The sequence below is a fragment of the Kineococcus radiotolerans SRS30216 = ATCC BAA-149 genome (assembly GCF_000017305.1).
Classification (GTDB): domain Bacteria; phylum Actinomycetota; class Actinomycetes; order Actinomycetales; family Kineococcaceae; genus Kineococcus; species Kineococcus radiotolerans.
Map to the genome: position 1 here is coordinate 4,586,847 of NC_009664.2, position 16,423 is coordinate 4,603,269.

At 70.7% G+C, this 16,423-nt stretch carries 18 protein-coding genes and 1 pseudogene; 5 read left to right on the plus strand and 14 right to left on the minus strand.

Annotated elements, in window-relative coordinates:
* The first annotated feature begins 242 nt into the window (after positions 1–242).
* The 3 genes from KRAD_RS21860 to KRAD_RS21870 all read left to right on the plus strand — a co-directional run bounded on the left by KRAD_RS21860 (position 243) and on the right by KRAD_RS21870 (position 1,547).
* Positions 243–692 (plus strand): SRPBCC family protein, encoded by a 450-nt coding sequence (locus KRAD_RS21860; protein ID WP_012087884.1) that lies wholly within the window; start codon positions 243–245, stop codon positions 690–692.
* A gap of 229 nt (positions 693–921) precedes the next feature.
* The gene (locus KRAD_RS21865) at positions 922–1,149 is read left to right on the plus strand and encodes a hypothetical protein (protein WP_041292349.1); all 228 of its coding nucleotides are present in this window, start codon (positions 922–924) and stop codon (positions 1,147–1,149) included.
* A 173-nt stretch (positions 1,150–1,322) separates the two neighbouring features.
* On the plus strand, positions 1,323–1,547 hold the full coding sequence (locus KRAD_RS21870) for a hypothetical protein (protein ID WP_041292350.1): 225 nt from the start codon (positions 1,323–1,325) through the stop codon (positions 1,545–1,547).
* Positions 1,548–1,674: 127 nt separating this feature from the next.
* On the opposite strand, the gene KRAD_RS21875 is transcribed toward KRAD_RS21870, so the two are convergent.
* The gene (locus KRAD_RS21875) at positions 1,675–2,589 is read right to left on the minus strand and encodes a MerR family transcriptional regulator (RefSeq protein WP_012087887.1); all 915 of its coding nucleotides are present in this window, start codon (positions 2,587–2,589) and stop codon (positions 1,675–1,677) included.
* A gap of 273 nt (positions 2,590–2,862) precedes the next feature.
* Here KRAD_RS21875 and KRAD_RS21880 point away from each other — a divergent pair, with 273 nt between their 5' ends.
* Positions 2,863–3,489, plus strand: coding sequence for a DUF6518 family protein (locus KRAD_RS21880; protein WP_049821353.1), 627 nt, complete (start codon positions 2,863–2,865; stop codon positions 3,487–3,489).
* A gap of 100 nt (positions 3,490–3,589) precedes the next feature.
* Here the strand turns inward: KRAD_RS21880 and KRAD_RS21885 are convergent, their stop codons facing one another.
* The 11 genes from KRAD_RS21885 to KRAD_RS21935 all read right to left on the minus strand — a co-directional run bounded on the left by KRAD_RS21885 (position 3,590) and on the right by KRAD_RS21935 (position 12,412).
* Positions 3,590–3,907 (minus strand): hypothetical protein, encoded by a 318-nt coding sequence (locus KRAD_RS21885; RefSeq protein ID WP_157873704.1) that lies wholly within the window; start codon positions 3,905–3,907, stop codon positions 3,590–3,592.
* Positions 3,908–4,084: 177 nt separating this feature from the next.
* Positions 4,085–4,924, minus strand: a complete 840-nt coding sequence (locus KRAD_RS21890; protein WP_012087890.1) for a hypothetical protein — start codon at positions 4,922–4,924, stop codon at positions 4,085–4,087.
* Positions 4,921–5,502 (minus strand): RNA polymerase sigma factor, encoded by a 582-nt coding sequence (locus KRAD_RS21895; protein ID WP_041292351.1) that lies wholly within the window; start codon positions 5,500–5,502, stop codon positions 4,921–4,923. Before KRAD_RS21895 ends, KRAD_RS21890 begins: the two co-directional genes overlap by 4 nt.
* A 186-nt stretch (positions 5,503–5,688) precedes the next feature.
* Positions 5,689–5,946, minus strand: coding sequence for a hypothetical protein (locus KRAD_RS21900; RefSeq protein ID WP_157873705.1), 258 nt, complete (start codon positions 5,944–5,946; stop codon positions 5,689–5,691).
* A gap of 188 nt (positions 5,947–6,134) precedes the next feature.
* On the minus strand, positions 6,135–6,707 hold the full coding sequence (locus tag KRAD_RS21905) for a hypothetical protein (RefSeq protein WP_012087893.1): 573 nt from the start codon (positions 6,705–6,707) through the stop codon (positions 6,135–6,137).
* Between the two features lie 191 nt (positions 6,708–6,898).
* A complete protein-coding gene (locus KRAD_RS21910) occupies positions 6,899–7,564 on the minus strand; it encodes a hypothetical protein (RefSeq protein ID WP_041292353.1) in 666 nt (221 codons plus the stop codon).
* A 472-nt stretch (positions 7,565–8,036) separates the two neighbouring features.
* Positions 8,037–9,239 (minus strand): PP2C family protein-serine/threonine phosphatase, encoded by a 1,203-nt coding sequence (locus tag KRAD_RS21915; RefSeq protein ID WP_012087895.1) that lies wholly within the window; start codon positions 9,237–9,239, stop codon positions 8,037–8,039.
* A 297-nt stretch (positions 9,240–9,536) separates the two neighbouring features.
* The gene (locus tag KRAD_RS21920) at positions 9,537–10,028 is read right to left on the minus strand and encodes a hypothetical protein (protein ID WP_012087896.1); all 492 of its coding nucleotides are present in this window, start codon (positions 10,026–10,028) and stop codon (positions 9,537–9,539) included.
* A gap of 195 nt (positions 10,029–10,223) precedes the next feature.
* Positions 10,224–10,910: a tyrosine-protein phosphatase gene (locus KRAD_RS24730; protein ID WP_012087897.1), complete on the minus strand. Its 687-nt coding sequence runs from the start codon at positions 10,908–10,910 to the stop codon at positions 10,224–10,226.
* A 327-nt stretch (positions 10,911–11,237) separates the two neighbouring features.
* On the minus strand, positions 11,238–11,684 hold the full coding sequence (locus KRAD_RS21930; RefSeq protein ID WP_012087898.1) for an anthrone oxygenase family protein: 447 nt from the start codon (positions 11,682–11,684) through the stop codon (positions 11,238–11,240).
* 128 nt (positions 11,685–11,812) lie between these two features.
* Positions 11,813–12,412, minus strand: coding sequence for an NmrA family NAD(P)-binding protein (locus KRAD_RS21935; protein ID WP_203417650.1), 600 nt, complete (start codon positions 12,410–12,412; stop codon positions 11,813–11,815).
* 266 nt (positions 12,413–12,678) lie between these two features.
* Here KRAD_RS21935 and KRAD_RS21940 point away from each other — a divergent pair.
* Positions 12,679–13,684, plus strand: a pseudogene (locus KRAD_RS21940) (AraC family transcriptional regulator).
* Positions 13,685–13,849: 165 nt separating this feature from the next.
* Here KRAD_RS21940 and KRAD_RS21945 read toward each other — a convergent pair.
* Both KRAD_RS21945 and KRAD_RS21950 read right to left on the minus strand, forming a co-directional pair.
* On the minus strand, positions 13,850–14,347 hold the full coding sequence (locus KRAD_RS21945; RefSeq protein WP_012087901.1) for a WapI family immunity protein: 498 nt from the start codon (positions 14,345–14,347) through the stop codon (positions 13,850–13,852).
* Between the two features lie 216 nt (positions 14,348–14,563).
* Positions 14,564–15,859, minus strand: a complete 1,296-nt coding sequence (locus KRAD_RS21950) for a HEAT repeat domain-containing protein (RefSeq protein ID WP_041292355.1) — start codon at positions 15,857–15,859, stop codon at positions 14,564–14,566.
* Positions 15,860–16,423 lie beyond the last annotated feature (564 nt).

A 16,423-nucleotide genomic window follows, 5' to 3' on the forward strand; every position in this document is an offset into this window, starting at 1 on the left:
GCTCGTCGGCAGATCCGGTAAGTCGGCGGGGTTACCTTCGTTCTGTCGACGATCGGTGATCAGGACCCAGCCTGGGCGCTCATGGAGCTGAGCGGCGTAGCCCAGCAACAGGTGATGCTCGCCAGCTACCCCTGGCCCGACCTGCGTTGCAGACGGACAGCGAGCGGTCGATGTCTCATCGATGAGTTCGGGCGGCGGTGACAGTCCCATCGTCGACACGCACCATCGACGAGGAGGACACCATGGCGACCCGTCCCATCGAGAAGGAGATCGACGTCGACGCCCCACGCGAGCGGGTGTGGGAGGTCCTGACCGGCGAGGCCACGTACCGGCGGTGGAGCGCGGAGTTCGCGGAGGGCTCCTACGCCGAGACCGACTGGCAGCAGGGCAGCAGCGTCCGGTTCCTCGGCCCCGACGGGACTGGGTTGGTCGGCCGGGTCCTCGTCAGCCGGCGCCCGGAGCTCCTGGACATCGAGTACACCGGCGTCGTGGGTGGTGGTCGCGACGACACCGAGAGCGAGCAGGCGCGCTTGTGGTCGGGGACGCACGAGATGTACCGCCTGGCCGAGGCGGGCGGCGGGACGCTCCTGGCGATCTCCGCTCCGATGGAGGAGGCCTACTACGACGAGATGGTGGGGGCGTGGGACCGTGCGCTGGCCGTGGTCAAGGAGCTGAGTCGAGGAGCTGGCTGAGGTTTACCCGACCACGCACCATCCGCAGGATGACCGTGCGGTGGTGCGGTGGTGCGGTGGTGCGGTGGTGCGGTGGTGCGGTGGTGATCCAGTGCCTGTCGAGGCGTCTCCTCGCCGCGAGTCGCTGGTGCCGTCACCCTGGTGCGCGGTCCGCACGGGGCTGGCATGGGGAAGCGGAGGTGCGGTGAGCGGGAGGTCGACGAGAGGACCTGCGTGGGCGCGCAGGTCCATGATCGCCAGCGCGGTCCTCGCCGCTCTTGGTCTGGTCAGCGCGGTGTTGCTCTTCCTGCAGCCGTGGGCGTCCTGCCCAGGAGTCGACGACAGCTCGGCCGGCTGCCCGGTGGAGGGTGCACAGGTCGTCGTTCAGCAGATCGCCGTGCTGGTCCTGGTGGTCGGGGTGCTGGGTCTGGTGGCGTCTTCTCTGGCTCGTGCTGGGTGGCGCTCGATCCGTGGCTGAGCTGCGCCCGGGTTCGCTGCTTCGTGGACTGCGGGGTTGGTGACGTTCTGGCCAGCGGGATGACCGTGACGTCGGGATCGCGGTCGGATGAGTGTCCGGGGTGGTCCGTCAGGCAATCGGCACCACGACGAACGGGGGATGGAACCGGGTGCCACGGTGGAGAGGGTCGATGCATGACGCAGCGACGCACTCAGCAGCAGACGGTGGTCTGGGCGGAGAAGCTTCAGACGTGGATCGCCCTGGCGGTGATGTTCCTGGCGATCTCGTCGCCGCAGTGGGTCGTGGCTCTGAGCGGAGAAAAGGCCTTGGCCTACGTCTCGGCGACGGCCTTCACCTTCGTGGCGGCCCTGTTCGCTGCGTACGCCTGCCGGCGCGCCCGGCGCCGCTCTCAGCGCTGAGTGCATCGGCACGCGGACGGCGGGATGACCGTGAAGCCGATAGCGGTCGCCTGCAGAGCGGGGCTGGCCGCTGGAGCAGTGCGTTCAGCGCAGCGAGCAGGAGACACCGTGCCTGGTTCGACGCAGGTCACTCCCGGGCGGCGATCTCCGCGGCTAGTTCCATGCACCGCAGGCGGGCCGGGGAGAAGTCGTAAGGCATCTTCGCCACGGCTTCGAGCACGTTCATGGCACCTCGTCCCCGGCCGGTGCTCAGGTCGTCCTCGTCCTCACCGTCCTCACCGTCGTCAGCGGCAGCAGGGTGCAAGGCGTCCCAGGAGTCGAAGAGCGCTTCGTCGCTGCGCGCCAGGCCGGAGTCCTCGATGACGGCGAGCAGCACCAGCTCGAAGGCGTGCCGTTCGGCGGCCACCTGAACCACGCGAGGGTCCTCGACGTCGACCGTGTCGTCGAGCGCCTCCTCGGCGCCATCGACGCGGTCGGACTCCTCCCGCAGGTGCGGGTGGGTGGCCAGGGCGATGAAACGGCCGGCTTGAACGGCCGCACCCAGCGGGCCAAAGATCCGCTCGGTAACCAGCAGGGTGTCCAGGTCGCCCTGGCGCAAGGAGCCCTCGGGCACATCCTCCAGTCGGCTAGCGACGAAGTCGGAGAGCAGCCCCGTCCTGCTGCCCCGGGTGCGCATGCGTTGCACGGCGCTGCGCTGCCGCTGCAGCTCCGCCTCCCGGGCAGCGATGGTGCTCTCCAGCCGCTCCAGGACGCCGGCGACGTCCTGGTCGCTGCCGGCACCGGCACCGGCGGGAGCACCGCCGGTGTCGGCGAAGGCGTCACGGATGTCGTCTAGGGCGATCCCGGCCTCGGCCATCCTGCGGATCCACAGCAGCCGGATCACCTCGTCGTAGCCGTAGCGGCGGCGGCCGTCGCTGCCCCGTTCGGGCTCGGGCAGCAGGCCGATCTGGTGGTAGTGCCGGATCGCGCGCGGTGTGGTGCCCGCGAACGACGCCGCGTCACCGATCTTGACCCGACGCGGCGGGGTGAAAGACGAGTGCACGAGCGGGGCCTTCCTCTGGGGGGCGGGACGTGGTCCACCCGACCACGTGACGCTGCGGAAGGTGCAAGTTCCAGCACTGCGCCCGGCACTCGGCCCCGCACGCGTCACGGTGATGATCGTCCCGGCGCATCGCTCGTGAGGCTAGGCGGCGCTGGCCCGGCTGGATCCGGCGCTGGCCCGGCTGGATCGGATCGGTCAAGGGCTCGCGCACCGCGGGATGACCGTGACGTCGTTTTCGCCGCGGACCTGGTCGGTGATCCCTACGGTGGTCTCGTGCGAAAGGTCCCCCGACTGCTCAGCTGCCTGCTCGCCGGCGCTGCCTTCGGGGTGCTGGACTCACTGGTCAACCACGGCTCCTTCGTCGCTGACCCCGCCACCATCACGGCAGGTCAGCAGGTGGCGCGCTTCTCCAGCTACCTGCTGAACGCGGGGTGGGCGTGGGCTGCGCTGCCGGTGTTGGCCGGCTGGTGGGCCACGACGCGGCTGATGGGCGCGGTCGCAGGGTGGGTGAGCGTGTCCGCGGCGGTGGTGGCCTACTACGTCAGCGACAGCCTGGTGCGCGACGAGCCGTTCTCCTACTACACCGCAGAGATGGTCCTGTGGCTGGCGGCGTGTCTGCTGCTGTGCGCGCCGCTGGGACTGAGCGGGGCGTGGTCTCGACGCCGGGACCGGTGGGGGCTGGTGGCCGGGCTCGTCGTGCCTCTCGGGGCGGCGGTGCAGATGGCGGTCCTACCACCGGGCCTGGACGGGGTGATCGTGTACCCGCAGGCGGTGTGGGCGCGGTGGACGGTGTGGGTGGTGGCGGCGGCGGCGGCGGCGGTGAGTGCGGCGCTGCTGCTGCGGCGCTGGAGACGCTTTCGAGTGCGCGGCGCTGCGGCTGACGTCGGTGCCCTGTGGTGACGGGCTGGGTGCTTGCCATGGCCGGGGTGTTCGGTCCTGGTGGTGCGGCTTACCAGTGGCGGAGGTCGGTGCCGGCTCAGCGGTCGGTTCCGCGGCCGGCTCAGCGGCGCCCCAGCACGCTGAGCAGCACCATTGGTACGCACAGCACGGTTTGTGGAACAGCGACCAGCAGCACGCTGACGCGTACGGCGGCGCGTTGCCGGGCGGCGATGGCGGCGGTCACCGCCGTCGGGGTGCACGCGGCTGCCGCGGCCATCAACACCAGCACGGCAACGGGGACGGCGCCAGGGTCGAAGACCGGCCACATCACGGCCGAGAAGAAGACCGGTACGGCGATTACCAGCAGGCCACCGCCGATGCCGGCAGCCAACAACGAGGCCTTGGCATTGTCGGCCAGGTTCAGGTGGTGATCGCTCACCTGCTCAGGATGCCGCCGCCACGGGGACTCGCGCATCACCTTCGGTGGTCTCACTCGGTGTGGACATCGCCACGAGCGCGAAGTCGCAGCCAATTGTAGTCACGCCCGTATCGCGGGATGACCGTGAGGTTGGGCTGAGGTCGGGGGCGGTGAGGCCTGCATGTTGATGGGACGCGCTCAGGCGAGCGACAACGTCTGCACCGCCTGGGAGCCGTCTCGGTAGGTGACGTCGACGTCCACGCCGTGGACGGCGTCGAGGAGTTCATCGCCGGGGAACCACAAGGCGAACCGTCCCGCGTTGACAGTGGCGGTCACGTCCCCGTTCGAGGCGCTGCGGTAGACCACCCCCGTGACGTCATCTCCGGCGAAGCCAGCAGCCACCGACAGCTCTCCGGCGTCGAGGCTGCCGGTGCCCAGATCGGTCGCGCTCAGCTCCCGAGGCCCGGGAACCGGCACGTCAGGGACACCGATGGAGCCGAACACGTCGCCGGCGAAAAGTGCGCGCGAGTCGTCGGTGATGCACAGCGCCGAGAAGCCGTCTTCTCCGGTCAGCATCACGGTGGACCATTCCCCTCGGCGCTCGGCGACTGCGACCGCGGCGCCGGCCAGTTGGGGGTAGCGGTCGGCGAAGCCGTCGCTGCTCTGCTGCTCACGGCAACTGCTCGCCGCGGCGGCGCTGTCGGCGGCGCTGAGGCCAGCCGGGGCCGCGGTCCAGCTGGCGTAGGCACGGTCCCCGCCGAAGGGGGAGGGCAGGACGAAGACACCGGCGGTGGCTGCAGCTACCAGGCCTGCCGCTAGGACGATGCGCCGGCCCGTGCGCGGGCCCGTGCGCTGCCCGGTGCGCCGATCGGGGACGGCGAGGGAACCGGGCAGGTCGCTGGTCAGGATGCGGTCCAGGTCGGCGCGGGCGCGGGCTGCGCCCCTGGAGTCGTCGTCGAGGTGGTCGATGGGCGGAGCGGCGTCCAGCGTGCGCAGGGCCGTCTCGATGTCATGGGTCTTGGCGTCGGTGCGGGTCACGGGATGCTCCTGAAGGCGGGGTCGGCGGACGGTCGCCGACTGGTGAGCGGGGGGTGGTCCAGGTGCAGGCGCAGAGCGCGCCGGGCTCGGCTCAGCCGTAGGCGGAAGGCCACCGCGGAGATGCCCAGCACGCTCGCGGCGCGGGAGGAGTCCAGACCGTCGAAGACGACGAGGCTGAGAGCTTCCTGGTGGACCGCCGACAGCCGTTGCCAGGCGCGGGTCAGGTCGACGCGGTTCACGACCCCGTCGGCTTCGCTGCTGGCCTCGCTGCGGAACTTCTCGTCCCGGTCGTGGTGCTCGGCCAGACGAACGCTGAGGGCCAGGTGACGCCGTTGCCCGCGGGCCTGGTTGAGCAGCACGTTGCGGGTGATGCCGTAGGCCCACGCTCGGACGTCCTCCAGACCTGTCGGTGCCTGCTCCAAGCGGCGCCACATCACCAGGAAGGCGTCGGCGACGACGTCTTCAGCTGCTGCGGTGCCCGTGGCGGCGTGGCGCCGATGCACGAAGCGCAGCAGCTGAGGACGAAGCTCGGCGTAGAGCGCCCGGAAGCGGTCTTCCCGGGTCGGTGGTGGGCTCATGCTCCCTCCATGTCCGGCACGGAGCCGAGTGTGTCGCTGTTCTTCTCGGCCTGCTCCTGCACCACTCACCGCGGTCTTCGAGACGTCTGGAGATCGCCATGTCCGCGACGTCGCCAGCCATCGGCGACCGCGCACAACGCGGGATGACCGCGCGTTCGCTAAGCGGTGGTCTCACGTGCAGGAGGCTCACGCAGCCTCGGTGCCACCCCGTGTCCGCCACGCGATCCAGGCCGTCGCCATCAGCCACGTCCCTCCGGCCAGGCCCGCCCCGAAGGCGATCCGAGACACCGGCCAGCTCAGGAAGGCGAGGTCCTCGTGGCCGGCATCTCTGAGGCTGGCCTTCAGGGACGGCCCGAAGAACAACAGCGCGGCGCACAGCACGACGAGCGACGCCCCACCGAGAGCACGAGCGGTGAGGTGGGGCGTGGACGTGGAAGAGGACATGCGGTGATCTTTCCGCATCGGCTGCATCCAGACGCCTGCGTCGCTGCGGTTCAGGGCTCAACGAACTCATGGTCATCGGCACGAGCGGACGTGTCTGGCCGTCAGCGGCCGCCCGTATCGCGCCACGACCGCGAGGTCAGCACCGGGTGAGGACCCCGGCCAGCATCCGCCGAGGTGCCTACGAGGGTTCAGTCGTGGACGACCAGTGAGGTGGGGAAACCGCCGGGGTCCGGGCACACCCGCACCGCGGCCGGTGGTGGGATGCCCACCACCGCGCTCAGGCTGTAGTCGGTGCAGTCGGTGGTCTCCCACACCCCGCCCAGGGCGATGCCCAGGTGCGGTGCCGTCCACGGGCGTTCGTCGCGGATCTCGACCAGGACCAGGTGCCCGTGCAGCCAGCGCCCGGCGGGCAACCGCAGGTCCAGCGCCTGGCCGGCCTGGACGGTCTGCTCGCCGATGAACCACCGCCGGCCGTGCTCGGTGGCCCGTTCCTCCAGGACGGTGGCGGGGTCCGGGCCGACGAGGCGTTCCCAGTGCTCACGGGCCCACACCTCGTAGCAGGCTTCGTCCAGCTCCGGGGTCCACGGTCCGCGGACGACGTCAGACCCGGTCCAGCCGCAGGCGCACCGGGGGAAGAGCGGCGAGCCGTCGGTACCGGTGTCGTTATCGGTGTCGTTATTAGTGTCGGTGACACTGGCGGCGGGCTGCACGGTGCCCGCGATGCGCACTCCGACCTCGTGGCTGTGGTCGTCCATGCCCATGCTGCGACCTCCTCGACGTCCTGCTGCAAGCCTAGGGACAGTGATCGCTGCGCGTCAGGTGATCGATGAACCTCAAGCACGCGGCGGACCATCTGCGATGCGTCCTGTGAGCGCGTTCGACACGGTCGTGGTCGTGGTCGTGGTCGCGCCCGCCGCGTTGCCCGTCGGGGCGGCGGCGAGGGGCTCGTGGCCTACAGCTCGCCTCGTGCGACGCGCCGTTGTCCCTCGTTGGCCTCCAGGGCGGCCACGACGGCTGAGTCCTCATCCGCGGCGAGCAGGGCCACGACGTCATCGGGTAGGCGGTCATCACCGGCCAGGTACCAGCGCGCGATGGGCGAGCCCTCCCGAGCCAGGCGGTGGGCCCGCTGCAGGTCCAGGGGGAGTCTCTCGGAGGGGGTGTCGCCTCGCTCGATGGCCAGCTGCAGCAACGCGGGCAACCGGTACTTGCCCAGCTCGTCCAGCTGACGCTGTGGTGTCACGTTCAGGGAGAGGACCGCGTCTGTGCCGGACCAGGTGCTCCAGTCCGGGTCCGCCTCGCCGGGCTGCACCGCGCCCGCCTGCCCGGAGTCAATCAGGGCGCGCAGTGCGCTGGCGAGGTGCAGTAGTCGCTGGTGGGCGTGCTCGTCGTCGCCGTGGGTGAAGATCGACAGGTTCGGAGCGTGGTCGCCGGATTCCACCGTCCAAGAGGTGTCCGTGGCGTGGGACCAGGATCCGCTCGTCGTGCCACGTACCCAGCCGGTTTCGGTGAGAGCGGTGGCCATCGCCTCGACGCTGCTGAGCAGGCCGGTACCGGTGGCGCGCTGCAGCAGCAGCAGGACACCTGCGGGGACCTCGTGGGGCTGGGTGGCGATGGTCACGACGATCCTTTGAGAGGCGGCGGTGTGCGGACCCGATGATCGTGCAGGAGCCGCTGCGCCGATGTCGAGGCACGCTCGCTCTCCGGAGATACGGAGGTGATCGTCGTGCTCGGCTTGCATCCGGACATCGGCGAGACTGCAAGATCATCGATGACCGGGACCGCGCCTGGGTCGCGGGATGACCGTGAGGTTCTGTATGCCGAAATGAGGCCGCGCGACCCGGTCGATCCAGCCCGGGCGAGCATCCCCCCGAAGCGGTGGGGGTGCTTGTTTGCGCTGACGCGCAGTCACTTCTTCCGTTCAGGGTTATCTCATGCGGTTTAACCAGTGGCCTGGGCGCTGAAGTGCAACGCCGGAGCAGGCGGCTACTGGGGGAGGCTCACTGGGGGAGGCTCACTGGGGGAGGCTCACTGGGGGAGGCTCACTGGGGGAGGCTCACTGGGGGAGGCTCACTGATGAACGCGCAGGAGGATCAGCGGCGCTGTTGTCGGTGTCGCGTGTCGGTGTGGGTCTCGGTGCCTTGGTTGGGCACGGTGCTTGCTGCGGGGGCGTATTCAATGGCGAGGATGGTGACGTCGTCGGTGGCGGGGCCTTGAACCCAGTCGGTGATGGCGTTGCGCAGCTTGGCCAGGCCCTCGGGCAGGGTTCCGGTGCCCAGGCTGGGGGCGGCGAGTCGGGTCAGGGGGAAGAAGGCGCCGTCGCGGGGTCGGCGGGCTTCGGTGACGCCGTCGGTGTAGAGCACGATGCGGTCCCCGGGTTCCAAGGCAATCTGGGTGGTGTCACTGTCGGTGGGGTCGCCGTTGGTGGGGTCGCTCTCGGTGGTCAGGCCCAGCGGGGGTGCGGGTCGAGCAGGGTCCAGGCTGATCGCGGCGCCGGCTCGGATCAGTAGGGCTGGCGGGTGTCCGGCGTTGAGGATGCGCAGCTGGCCTGCGTCGACTTCGGCGAGGAGGGCGGTGACGAAGTCCTCCTCCGCCCCTGCCCGCGCGACGGCCCGGTCGAGGTCGTGGGCCAGGTCGGTGAGGTCGTGTCGTTCGTGGGCGCGTTCGCGGAAGGAGCCCAGGACGGTGGCGGCGAGGTGAACAGCGTCGAGGCCGTGCCCGCGGACGTCGGCGAGGAGAAGGCGGATGCCGTGGGGGGTGGTGAAGGCGGCGTAGGCGTCGCCGCCGATGTCGGCTTCGGTGTCGGCGGAGTCGTAGGAGGCGGCGACGTTGAGGGGGCCCAGGCGCTTGGGGATGGGCGGCAGGATCGCGCTTTGGGCGATCGCGGCGATGCGGGTGACGCGCAGCAGGTGCTCCTCGCGCCCTGTACGTGAGTGGGCGGTGAAGGTGGAGAGGACGGTGCAGGTGACGATGATGGACAGGCGCACGAGCTGGGTGTCGAGCGCATCGGCGTACTGGCCTTGCGCCGCGCCCAGGGCGGCGCCTTCGGCGAGGGCAATCAGGCCGTAGGCGGCGGTGGTGCGGGCCGGTAGGGAGCTGGCGGCCAGCAGGGGCGCGATGATCACGAAGGCCAGCAGGACGACGGTGGGGCCAGTCAGCAGGTCGATCAAGGCGACGAGGACGAGCACCGCAGCGGGCAGCCACGCGCGGAGCCGCTGCGTCCATGCCCTGCGGGGCTGGTGCCTCCATCCCCCGCGGGGAGCAGGGTGCGGTCGCAGGGCCGGCTGCAGCACCATGCACGCAGTGTTACGTCTCCTAGAAGTCTGTGCAGGCTTTCGCGCGTCTTCGGCTGCGCTGTGCTCGGAGCACTCAAGCGTTCGCGGCGTCAGCTCGTCCCTGCGCCCAGCTCGTCTCTGGGTGAGGTGCACGTCAGCCGCAGCAGCAGAAGCCACCTGACCCGACCTGGCCTGGCCTGACTCGACGCTGGTGCCTCAACTCCGTGCTGCCTCAGCGGCCTGGCCGGCGGGGAGAGAAGCACGGATCGCGGGATGACCGTGAGGTCTTGACTGCGTTAAGCCGAGTCGGCTGAGCAGTCAGGGACGGGCGTCGGAGATGACGACGCGGTAGGCCGCTACGGGGCCACCGGTGATGTCGAGGGTGACAACCTCCGAGGGCGCGCCGTTGAGGGCGTAGGCCTGGCGCTTGCTCGTCGGCTGGCAGGAGCCGTCCGCGTGGTTGGCGCCGTCGACGATGGCGGCGGGAGACCATGGTCGCTGGTCGCGGTGCTGCACCGCGATGGTGCTGCTGGCCGGCCCGGCGCAGTCGATGACCACGAAAGCGTGGCCGCTGGTGGGCAGGGTTGCCGTCAGGGAGGTGCGCACGTCCTGCAGCGAGTCGGCGGTGTCAGCGTTCGTGGCGTCGGCGTTCAGCATCGTCGCGGTCAGCGTGGCGCCCGGGGGCATCGGAGGCAGCAGCACTGTTGGTTCGTCGGCTCCGGCTGAGCGGGTGGCCAGCACGGCGATGGCGAGACCAACGACCACGGTCCCGGTGAGGAGCAGGGGCCGTGGTGCACGACGAGTCGTCATCGGGTCTCCTCGGTGCGGGCTGCGGTGGGCGAGCGGTAGGCAGGTTCGCACGCCGGACCTGCTGGGCGCAGCCATTTGCGATCTTGCTGGAGGGTCCGTAGTGGTCGCGCGGTCATCGCCAGGACCGCGCTGTCGTTGGCCGCTGGCAGCAGCGCGCACAACGCGGCATGACCGTGAAGTCGTGCGCCGCTCAGATCAAGGTCGGAGGCGCCGCTGGAGTGCCTTGATGGAGTGGTCATCGAGGTGCAGCCAGCGCAGGTAGGCGTCGGTTGAGCCGTAGACGGCGCTGACGTGCTCGAGCATCTGCCGGATGTCGTCGCCACCTGTGCGGTGGTGCTCGGACCCGCCCGAGGTGCGGTCGGAGTCCTCTGGGAGCAGCGAGTAGTCGTCGATGATGACGTCGCGGTCCACACCGACGAGATCGAGCAAGAGGGCGATCACCATGCCGGTGCGATCTCGACCGGCGCGGCAGGAGAGCAGGACGGGGCCCGGCGCGGCATCGGCCAGGGCGGCAAAGATGGGCGCGATGTGAGCGGCGTTGCGCTGCAGGCTGCTGCTGTAGATGTCCCCGAGGGTGTGGAACCGGCTGAAGTCCTCCTGGGCCTCGGCGACCGGGTCGATCAGGGGGAGTGACCGGTAGCCCGTCGATGTCGCCAGCGGGTGCGGGTGCGTCGACAGTTCGTGCTCGGAGCGCAGGTCCAGGACCGTGCTGAAGCCGAAGGAGGTCGCGGCGGTGAGCTCGTCCTGGCTCAGGTGCTGCGGGGTGTCGGCGCGGAGGATGCGTCGGATGGGTACCCGTTCGTAGCGAGGTAGCGGCAGGTCGGCGGAGTTCGCGAAGCCGGACAGCAGTCCGCGGGTACGGAGGGGGTTGCTCGCGTCCACGGTCTCGACCCTATGCAGAGGACCACTCCGGACGCATGAGGGTCGTGGGCCAGCGCATGGTGGTGATGACCAGGTGTCAGGTGCGAACCGCAATCGTCTGTCTTCCGAGACGATCGTGAGGTCCTCGACGTCCTGGCCAGCGGGATGACCGTGAAGTCGCAGCCCGCCGTGACCGCGTCTGCAGCGCGGTACGACCGCGAGGGCGACCCTGGTGGCCCCCACTACGTCCAGGCTGGATCTCGACCTCGTTCCCGGCAGAAGGTTGCCCCTGCCGGGACCGATCCGCGCCGGTGGAAGCGCTTCTTCCTCCCCCTCCTGGTCGAGTTTTCACCCTTGTGACGGGACATCGTGACGGGTGATGAGCAAGACCGCGGCGAGGAGTCCAGCGGTGGTACGTACGTGGTTCCAGCGCAACCACGCGCCGGCGTAGGCGCCGAACACCACCTGCCCGTAGGCGAGGCGGTCGTTCAGCGGAACGTTGACGACGACGGTGACCGCCACGACGCCGAGGAGGTAGCTCGCACAACCGCCCACGACCAGGAGGTCGGAGTTACGAACGGCCAGCACCCCCAGCACCAGGCACGCGGCGGCAGTGCCGAACAGAACCACCATGAACGGCGGCCGGAGCGCGAGGACGTTGATGGAGCGCATCGCTCGTCCTGCCTCCGCCTCGGGCAGGCGCGCCAGCGCGGGTACGGCGAAGGTGGAGAAGGCGAAGAACACGCCACCGACCACCGCGCACCCGATTCCACTGGCCAGCGTCAGGGTCCTCATCAGCCCCACGCCCCGCTGGCGGCGACTCGGCGGGCGTAGTCGTCGAAGGAGCGCGGTGCGCGGCCCAGCGCTTCCTGGACACCGGTACTCAAACACTCCCCCCGCCCGTCGAGGACCTCGGTGAACAGCTAGGTCAGCAGCGCCACCACGTCGGCGGGCACACCCTGCTCGCTCAAGGACTCCCGGTAGCTCTCAACGGAGACCTGCTCGTAGTCCACGCGCCGGTCCAGGGCAGAGGAGATCGACGTCAGCGCCGCGGGGAAGGTCAGCAGGTGCGGGCCGCTCACCTCATACGTCGCCCCGGTGTGACGGTGGTCCAGGAGGGCCGCGGCGGCGACGTCGGCGACGTCCTCGGCGTCGACGAATGGCTCGGCCACCGGCCCGACGGGCAGGCGCACCACGCCGGCGCGGACGTGGTCGCGGAGGAACTTCTCGTCGAAGTCCTGCATGAAGAAGCTGGCCCGCACCACCACCGTGGCCGGGGCGACCTCGCGAACACGCGCCTCGGCACGCTGCGCCTCCTCCTCACCGCGCCCCGAGAGCAGCACCAGTCGCTGCACCCCGCGCTCCACGGCGGTCCGGGCGAAGGCGGTGACGACCTCGGGGGCGCCGGGGACGGCGAGGTCTGGGGCGTAGGCGACGTAGGCCGCGCCCGCGCCGTCGAGGACCGCTCCCCAGGTGTCCGGGTCGCCCCACTGGAACGAGGGGTGGGCCGCCCGCGAGGCCACTCGCACCTCCCGTCCGCCGCGCCGAAGCCTTTCGGCCACCCGCCGCCCGGTAGTGCCCGTACCGCCGAGGAGGAGGACAGGTCGCGGGTCGGCGGCCGCGGCTGCGCCGGTCGTGCTGCTGGTGCCGGTCGTGCTGCTCGTATCGGTCATGGACCCAGCCAACGGCCCGCGGGTGCGTGCGCGACATGCTCCGGAACCGCACCCGGATGCGCGGGCGTCTCACACCGCGCCCACCCCCATCGGATGCGGGGCTACGGTGGGGAGCCGTGGACCCCCTCGCGAACCTGCTCGCCGGCCCCCGTGCCCGCGGGGCGTTCGTGCTGCGCTGCGACCTGGACCCCCCCGTGGGCGCTGCGGGTGCACGACCGCGCCCCGCTGACCGTCCTGGCCGTCGTGACCGGGTCGGCCTGGGTGCTGCGCCACGGCACGGCACCGCAGCGGATCGTCTCCGGGGACGTGGCGGTGGTCCGCGGCCCGGACCCCTACGTCGTAGCCGACGACCCGGACACCCCGCCGCAGGCGCTCATCGACGTCGACCAGCGCTGCACCACCCTCGACGGCGTCGGGGTGCCCCTGGGCTGGCGGGGCGCTGGGGTCTGGGGCAACAGAGACGGCGACGGCGGCACCCAACTGCTCACCGGCACCTACACCGAGCACGGGGCGCTCAACCGGCGGCTGCTCGACGCCCTGCCGGCCCTGGTCGTCCTCCGGGCCGACGCCGCGACCGCCCCCGTCCTGACCTGGCTGACGCAAGAGGTCACCCACCACGCCCCCGGGCAGGAGGCGGTCCTGGACCGGTTGCTGGACCTGCTGCTCGTGACGGCGTTGCGGGCCTGGTTCGACACCTCTCGTGCCACCGCACCCGGCTGGTACACCGCCGCCGCCGACCCCGTCGTCGGCCCGGCCCTGCGGCTGCTGCAGGACCATCCGGAGCACCCTTGGACCATCGGCTCGCTCGCCGCGGCGGCCGCCACCAGCCGGGCGACCCTGGCCCGCCGCTTCACCGCCCTCCTCGGCCGGCCGCCCATGGGTTACCTCACCACCTGGCGTCTCGATCTAGCCGCCGACCTCCTCCTCGAGCCCGGCACAACGCTCACCGCCGTCGCCCGCCGGGTCGGGTACGGGTCCCCCTACGCCCTCAGCGCCGCCTTCACCCGCCAATTCGGCATCAGCCCCACCCAGCACCGGGATGCCGGCACCCGTGGCGCCGGCCATGAGGCACTCAGCGGCACAACGACCCACCACGCGCATGTGAGCACCGGGCGGCGGTAGCCGACAGGGTTGCTCGTTTACGCCCACCAGCACCCTCAGGTGCTGCTCGCTCTTCGTCATGTGCGGACGTCTCCAGTTCGCCGAGGTCGCGCACTGAGCGCGGGATGAACGCGAGGTGTCACCCAGAGCCGAGGACTTCGACCCAGACGGTGGTTGCCCGTGTCGTCACCGAGCCGGGAATGGCGCGATGTCGCTGCTCCACTGCTGCGCTGCCGTGAGCAGCTGGGCGCGGTCGACCCGAAACGGGATGCTGTACTCGTAGATGCGGGGCTTGGGACCCGCCGACCAGTCGGGCTTGCCGGCCACCGCTTCCAGGGACAGGTGCACGCGCAGCATCGTCTGCTCGCCCTCGACCGCGGCCACGCTGAAGGCCAGGTTGGGCTCAATGAACATCAGCGTGCTCGTCACCATGTCAGAGCCGGGGTCGTCACTCGGCTCAAGGCGTCCTTCGGCCGCGGCGTGCAGCCAGTCCAGCAGCTCCTGCGCCTCCCACGTGGTCAGGCTCGGGTCGTCGAAGGTCCATATCTCACCGGCGGCGGTGCGCACCCTGCCGTGCACTATGACCCAGTTGGCGTCCAGTTCGTCGGCAGTGGTGAGGTCTGGGTACTCGTAGCCGCTAAGACGCAGCTCGAAGGCGGCGCCGTCGGTGGAGGTGAGCTTCACCTGGTGAGTGTCCCGCGTCTGCGCTGGCGGGGAGGCTCGACGCGGGGCTTGGTCCCGCTCCGACCGGGTGCTCGAAACCGCTCGCTCTTCGCCATGACCGCAAGATCATCGCCCGGCCAACTGCGCGCGGACGGCGGGATGACCGTGACGTCGTGCGGTGCGCGGTCGAGCCCTCAGTGTGAACGGGTTCGGGGCATGGCCGGGTCTCGGGTGCGATCAGGGCGCAGGAGGTCGCAGGTCGGGCAGGTGCTCCGCGACCCACGCGGTCAGGTCAGGGCGCGTCGCGGGCCAGCGCCTGCGCAACCGCTGGATCTCGACTGCCGCCGCGGACTGCTCCCGGTGGCCCCACAGGAAGGTGAGCAGTTCCGAACCCCACGGCGGGGCCACCACGAGTCCCGACGCGTCGTACATCGGCTGAGGGTTGTGCTTGGACTTCCACGCCTGCCCCAGGGCGGTGATCGCAGCGGGGACGTCCTCGGCCCGCCCGTGGGTGGCGATGAGCTCACTGGCGTAGCGGCGGTTGGCGCTGGAGCGGTCCTGCAGGAGCCGCTCCCACAGGTTCTTGGCCACCGGGTAGCCCCCACGGTGGACGAGGTGCGCCATCGCGCCCAGGCGGACTTCGAGGCTTGCGGAGCGGCTCAGCACCTCCAGCGCCTGCTGCACCGCGGCGGTGTCGGGGCAGCGACCGAGAGCGTCGACGGCGTCGCTGGCCACGACCACCGCGTCGGGGCCCTTGATCCCGGCGTGGTGCACCCCGACGTCGGCCACGGCGGCCGCCGTCTGCTCGCTGAGGGGGGTGGGCATCACCGCGAGGATCTGCAGGACCGGCCAGTGCAGGTCCCGGCACGGGCTGGTCAGCAGCTCGGTGAGCAGCTCCTGCGGCAGTCGCGGTACGGGCTGGAAGTCGGGGAACGACCAGGACGCGACCTGGTCAAGGGCGTCCTGCAGCGCCCAGAGCAGGGAGCTGACGGGCCGCGGTGCCCGGGTCCGGGTGGGCGAAGCCCGCAGGGCCGAGCGCAGCTCCTGCACCGCCGCATCCAGCACCTGCCGGCACAGGCGCTCCTCGGGGATGTTGCGCAAGGCAAAGAGGCACCCCTGGGCGGCGCGGTCGCGGAAGCCGGGGAAGGCGGTGGGGTCGGTGACGATGTCCAGCAACTGCTGCACGACCCGTGTCCCGCCGATGGCGAATAGGGCGCGGGGGTAGGGGCCGGAGATGTGCTCGTCTGGGCCGGGGCCGCCGATCAGCTCGTGCAGCCAGGCGTCGCTGACCGTCTCGGCGATGTCCAGCGGCTGGCTGAGCAGTACCGGTGTCCCGGCGTAGCGCAACCTCAGGGCGGTACCGACAGCGGTGGGGCGGTGGCTGCGGTCGATCTCGAGCCAGAACGTCGCCGCCTGTGCGTCGACCTGTTCGTCGATGATGGGGTCGGTGCGGTGCAGCACCTCGTCGGCGTCGGGGTCGTCGAAGACGGAGGCAGCTGCTGCGGCGTCGCTGGCGGCGACCTTGATCTGCACCCGGCACGGCGCGTCTGAACCCAGGAGCGAGGCAGCCCGTTCCTCTACCCACTCCTCTACCTGCTGTGCTGCCACTGGACCCTGAGTCACCACGCACGCCCCTCTCAGCACCGCACGTCCAATTCCCGCAGGACCGGTGTGCTCCTCCACCACCATGCCGGAGTGACGGTCACCGCTGAGAGGTGGGAGACGGCAAGGCACCCGTTCGCTCATCGTCGCGTGCGTGACGTCGCGACCGCCGACGCACCGTCCGGATCGCGGGTGACCAGGCGAACGATGGTGAGGTCCAGCGGTGGGGTGCGGCGGCAGGGAGCGAAGGCCGGAGACGTCCACGTGGGCCTTTGCTGCGCTGGACGGGTCAAGCTGGTGCCCACCACCTCCACTGGGCCGATGTCGCGGGCACAGTGGTCAGCATGGACGTCGACCTCCCGATCAGCCGGGCGGGCACCGGGTGACGGCAGGTCGATCATCGTCATCGCCGAGCGGGACTGAGGTGTCCGCACGAAGCTCCCGCGCCCTGCGCCACCTTCGACCCCGGCAGGTGCCCGGATACGCCGAGGCGGT